6 protein-coding genes and 2 pseudogenes are annotated in these 5,239 nt (G+C 56.2%); all 8 read left to right on the top strand.

All coding sequences use genetic code 11. From position 1 onward, the window contains the following. Window positions 1-740, top strand: a pseudogene (locus RIV12_RS12930) (hypothetical protein); the annotation flags it as partial. An 18-nt stretch (window positions 741-758) separates the two neighbouring features. Then, window positions 759-1,319, top strand: a complete 561-nt coding sequence (locus RIV12_RS12925) for a DUF6301 family protein (protein WP_309324412.1) — start codon at window positions 759-761, stop codon at window positions 1,317-1,319. Between the two features lie 117 nt (window positions 1,320-1,436). Then, window positions 1,437-1,997, top strand: coding sequence for a DUF6301 family protein (locus RIV12_RS12920; RefSeq protein WP_309324410.1), 561 nt, complete (start codon window positions 1,437-1,439; stop codon window positions 1,995-1,997). Window positions 1,998-2,112: 115 nt separating this feature from the next. After that, the gene (locus RIV12_RS12915) at window positions 2,113-2,673 is read left to right on the top strand and encodes a DUF6301 family protein (RefSeq protein WP_309324408.1); all 561 of its coding nucleotides are present in this window, start codon (window positions 2,113-2,115) and stop codon (window positions 2,671-2,673) included. Window positions 2,674-2,788: 115 nt separating this feature from the next. Next, window positions 2,789-3,313: a DUF6301 family protein gene (locus RIV12_RS12910; RefSeq protein ID WP_309324406.1), complete on the top strand. Its 525-nt coding sequence runs from the start codon at window positions 2,789-2,791 to the stop codon at window positions 3,311-3,313. Window positions 3,314-3,327: 14 nt separating this feature from the next. After that, complete coding sequence (locus RIV12_RS12905) at window positions 3,328-3,888, top strand: DUF6301 family protein (RefSeq protein ID WP_309324404.1); 561 nt, start codon at window positions 3,328-3,330, stop codon at window positions 3,886-3,888. A gap of 147 nt (window positions 3,889-4,035) precedes the next feature. Next, complete coding sequence (locus RIV12_RS12900; RefSeq protein WP_309324402.1) at window positions 4,036-4,476, top strand: Tox-REase-5 domain-containing protein; 441 nt, start codon at window positions 4,036-4,038, stop codon at window positions 4,474-4,476. 58 nt (window positions 4,477-4,534) lie between these two features. Beyond that, window positions 4,535-5,146, top strand: a pseudogene (locus RIV12_RS12895) (hypothetical protein). Window positions 5,147-5,239 lie beyond the last annotated feature (93 nt).

The raw sequence follows: 5,239 nt of genomic DNA, 5'->3' as shown, positions 1-5,239 counted from the left end.
CCGGCGCCGTCAGGCTCCCAGACTGGAACCCCCGTGCGAGCCTACGTGCCGATGAGATCGAAGAGCTATTCCGGTACCGAGCCCAGCGCCGAGCCGACTATTACGAAGCCAGGAGACAGTTGGAGAGCCAGCTGCCCAAAGGGCACACCATGAGCCACTACAATTCAGGAAGATACAACGAGACAATCAAGGAACTAAAACGAAGTGGGTACGACCCGCAGGCCATTCAAAGCCTAGAAGATGCCGCCACACAGCGTCGCGAAGCATGGAACGACTGGATCGGATCGAGCACTCGCATTGGTGAGACCGGAGGGGAAGCATACCTCGAGTCGCAGGGTTACCATATCCCCGATGAGTTCCTCTCCCAGAATAACGGCACCGCCCCTGGTGGCTGGCTTGACGGGATGGCGGTGAGCCCCAATGGTGACGAGATAGTGATATCCGAGTACAAAGGAGTCACCGCCAACCTGGACAGTTCACCCCGCCCGACGCTCTATGAAGGAAGCGCCAAACAGGGGGCTCCGGCCTATACTCGTGATCGCATGCTGAGCGACCCTCGCTTCGCACAGTACTTCCACGACCACCCCGACGTGTGGGAAGGAGTCAAGAGCGGTGACACCAAGCTGACAATCAAGGTGATGAAAACGAAGACGGAGGATCTCACTCAGATCACCGACGAACCCTTCACCTTGACACCTGAGGTAATCCAGCACCTCCAACAGAGCATTGACAATCTTTAACTGACCTAAAGGACAAGGATGAGCAGCCCATCGAACATCGTCGACTACAGTCAGTCCACTGGATTCCCCTTCTACGCGTACACCACCGAGCAGATGGTCTCCATCGTTAGAGCTTGGGCGGAGCACACCTGGCCCATCACTCTTGACGAAGCCTTCCTCCTGCGCGACCAGTGCGGGTGGACCGGAGCCCCGCACAACGGTACTTTCTTCACCACCCCCGTGAGCAGCGGGGAGACAGACGGTTCCATTATGAAAGACACTCGGGACCGCAGCCTTGTCAACCGCATCAATGCTCGATTGACCACCCGAGCCCCCGTGGAACTGGAGGTGCACGTATCCGCCATCACGCAGTCCGTCTACACCGACTACCGGAACGCCCTGACCACAGTATACGGCCCGCCCAAAGAAGGTAGGGACAAGTTCGGCCCTTACAGCGACTGGATACTCCCCAGCAACGCATCCATAAACCTCGCCTCTGTAGGAACATTTGTCGAAGTCACCATCAACTCGCCAACCGAAACACACAACGCAGCACTGGCCGCCTACTATGAAAGCAAGTACGGACCCGATCTCCCCTAGAGCGGATCGCGCATAAGCACACCATTCTCATGAGCCCACCAAACACCCTTACGAGCGCGTGAAAACCTGCGTTGAACCACACCAAACTATCAGACCAAGTCGCATTGAGGAGACATGGTGGCCGATGCATCGACAATTCGCGACTACAGTCAGTCCACTGGATTCTTCTTCTACGCGTACACCACCGAGCAGATGGTCTCCATCGTTAGAGCTTGGGCGGAGCACACCTGGCCCATGACTCTGCAGGAGGCATTCACGCTACGCGACCAGTGCAGGTGGATCGGAGACCCACAAGACGGCACTTTCTTCACCACACCGGTGAGCAGCGGCGAGACAGACGGGACCATCATGGCAGATACCCGGGACCGCAACCTTGTCAACAGCATCGATGCTCGATTGACCACCTGGGTCACCGTGGAACTGGAGGCGCACGTATCCACCATCACGCAGTCCGTCTACACCGACTACCGGAACGCCCTGACCACAGTATACGGCCCACCCAAAGAAGGTAGAGGAAAGTACGGCCCTTACAGCGACTGGATACTCCCCAGCAACGCATCTATCCACCTCCCCTCACTAGGAACATTCGTTAAGGTCACTATCGACTCGCCAACCGAAACACACAACGCGGCGCTGGCCGCCTACTATGAAAGCAAGTACGGCCCCGATCTCCCCTAGAGCGGATCGCATGCGCACACCATTCTCATGAGCCCACCAAACACCCTTACGAGCGTATGAAAACCTGCGTTGAACCACACCGAACTATCAGACCAAGTCGTATTGAGGAGACATGGTGGCCGATGCATCGACAATTCGCGACTACAGTCAGTCCACTGGATTCCCCTTCTACGCGTACACCACCGAGCAGATGGTCTCCATCGTGAGAGCTTGGGCGGAGCACACCTGGCCCATCACTCTTGACGAAGCCTTCCTCCTGCGCGACCAGTGCGGGTGGACCGGAGACCCACAAGACGGCACTTTCTTCACCACTCCGGTCAGCAGCGGCGAGACAGACGGCACCATCATGGAAGACACCCGGGACCGCAACCTTGTCAACAGCATCGATGCCCGATTGACCACCCGAGCCCCCGTGGAACTGGAGGCGCACGTATCCACCATCACGCAGTCCATCTACACCGACTACCGGAACGCCCTGACCACAGTATACGGCCCACCCAAAGAAAGTAGAGGCAAGTACGGCCCTTACAGCGACTGGATACTCCCCAGCAACACATCCATAAACCTCGCCTCTGTAGGAACATTTGTCGAAGTCACTATCAACTCGCCAACCGAAACACACAACGCGGCGCTGGCCGCCTACTATGAAAGCAAGTACGGACCCGACATCCCCTAGAGCGGTCGCATGCACACACCATTCACATGAGCCCACCAAACACCCTTACGAGCGTATGAAAACCTGCGTTGAACCACACCGAACCATCAAACCAAGTCGCATTGAGGAGACAATGGTGGCCGATACATCGCCAATTCGCGACTACAGCAGTTCTGCCGGAACCCCATTCTATGCCTACCCACCCGACCGGATGATATCCATAGTCAAGGCTTGGACGGAGGCTCCCTGGCCCATGACTCTGCAGGAGGCATTCACGCTACGCGACTTGTGCGGATGGGTTGGTTCTCCAGATGGTGACCGCTACTTCAGTACCCCAGTCAGCAACGGCATGGAGGATAGCCACATTCTTATCGACACCGGCGATCAAAGCCTCACCTGTGGTGTCGACATCATGATTACCACACGCGCCGTCCTCCAGTTTCGAGAGAAGACATCCCACATAACGCACTCAATTTACAGAGAGTACCTGGATGCGCTCTTGAAACTGTATGGCGACCCCACAGAGCAACTTGAGCATACAGGACTGTACGTGGACTGGATCCTCCCAAACGGATCCTCAGTTTTTCTTTCACCAGGAAACACTTATATCTCAGTCTATGTCCGCTCGCCGGAAGCGACACTCTCGGCGATCGCCAGTTAATCAATAGTTAGGACATGGGAATGGAAAATGCGTCCGCCACAATCGACTTCACTCAGGCTGTGGGATTCACGTTCATCACATACTCAGCAGAGCATTTTGCAACCTTGGTGAGAACATGGACAGAGCACCCGTGGCCTATCAGCAAAGAAGGAGCCTTCACTCTTTGCGGCCAGTGCGGCTGGACGATCATGACTGGAGAAGAGGAACTATTCAGCATCCCCATTCCTAACGGAAATAACAACGGAACCATTAGGTACGATTTCATCAGTCCCGGCATCATCTCAGGAATCGACATCGAACTCACTCCCCGTCCGCCCACAGAGTTGATACCGAGAACGACTCCTGTCGTTCATAGAATCTACAATGACTACCTGAGTGCAATCTCAAGCCTGTACGGGAGACCTACAACCAGCAGTAACGAGGTCGGGCAATCAGGAAGCTGGACGCTTCCCAACCACATCTCATTAATTCTGATCCTCAATCAGACATACCTAAAAATGCGCATCCATTCGCCAGCGCAAACAGAAAGAAACATACAGGCCATTCGCCGCATCGTAGACCATGGATGCGACTGAAAACAGACCATAGAATCCACACACTGCTTTTCCCGTTCCGGCGACAATACACCTATTCACAGCGACCAAGGTCGCAGCAAGACCTACCCTGAAATGCTAAACACCCATGCACCCCACACCCGACTACCAACAATGAACAGTTGAACTATGAAATTTAACTCATCACCAAACGGCATTCCCGACACCCTCATACACAAGAACGTTGACGCCCACGGAACCAATAACGACCTAGAAGCCACACTCACACGTAACCTTTATTACAAAGAGCAGGTCACCAACGTTCCAGCAGAATACTATTACCATGTTGGGGACGTTTCCTTCGACGGATATCGGGATGGCATTCCCGTCGACGCCAAAGGTGAGGGGCTAATCAAGTTCATAGAGACAAACTGGACAGCCTCAGTTTATGGAAATGGTGGACTCGTCGACTGGACACTAAGGAGACTTGAAGCCGTCCGCAATGCGGGAGCCACAACCCCCATCCAATGGCACATCGCCGAGAAATATACGTTCGACGTCCTCAGAGACAAGCAGGATTGGGGCGAATTCCCTGCCGAGATCGAGCTCTTCTACACGCCACCCAACTAACATCTCAGATAATCAGCACCACGAGGAAAGGACAATGATCATGGAATGGCGCCTACACATGAGGCGGCAGGCTCTTGGTGACCCGGTCTCTGAGGGACGTCGGGTGTGGGAGTGGATCCAGCAGGTCAGGCCCCTGCACCCCTCCCTGGACCTGTGGCGCCCCACCGCCGACAACCGTCAGGATGCCTAGCAGTCCCCACCCATCACCCAGGACCACCTCCTCCAGTACATCCGCGACGTCCAAGCCACCTCCAGCTTCCCCGACTTCGGCCTCACCCCGGCCTTCTCAGGACAGATCGGACAAGGCAACAAGCTCACACTGAGCTTCAACATGCCCAGCCCCGGAGACGCCAGCGTGGATCTGATGATCGGCGAGGCTCTCGGGACCGCCCTGGACGCCCGCGAGGACCTGGCCGACGCCCTCATGCACACCACCGCCAGCACCTTCACACCCGGCATCATCGGAACCCTGACCCGTGAAGACATTCCAGTCACCCCCACTCCACCGCCCTACAGATACCTGCCAGGCTGGAAGATGTTCTTCGCCTCCGACTCGCCCCACTACCAACGAGCCACCCAACTGGCCACCAGAACCAACCCCGTGGGCAACGGCGCCATCTTCACCTTCGGCACGCCCGACACCTACCCCACCATCCTCAACCAATGGTGAAACCACCCGGGCCGAGACCCGCAGCACCGCCGTCGAGCACCCCTCACCGCAGGAACCGACCCAGCACCGATAGACATCTGGGGTGACGATCCT

It is taken from the genome of Actinomyces stomatis (assembly GCF_031292835.1).
Taxonomy (GTDB): domain Bacteria; phylum Actinomycetota; class Actinomycetes; order Actinomycetales; family Actinomycetaceae; genus Actinomyces; species Actinomyces stomatis.
This window is presented reverse-complemented; position numbering and strand designations above follow the sequence as displayed.

Coding starts and splice junctions, on each gene's coding strand:
- RIV12_RS12900 (WP_309324402.1), top strand. CDS start 4,036: ATGAAATTTAACTCATCACCAAACGGCATTCCCGACACCCTCATACAC.
- RIV12_RS12905 (WP_309324404.1), top strand. CDS start 3,328: ATGGGAATGGAAAATGCGTCCGCCACAATCGACTTCACTCAGGCTGTG.
- RIV12_RS12925 (WP_309324412.1), top strand. CDS start 759: ATGAGCAGCCCATCGAACATCGTCGACTACAGTCAGTCCACTGGATTC.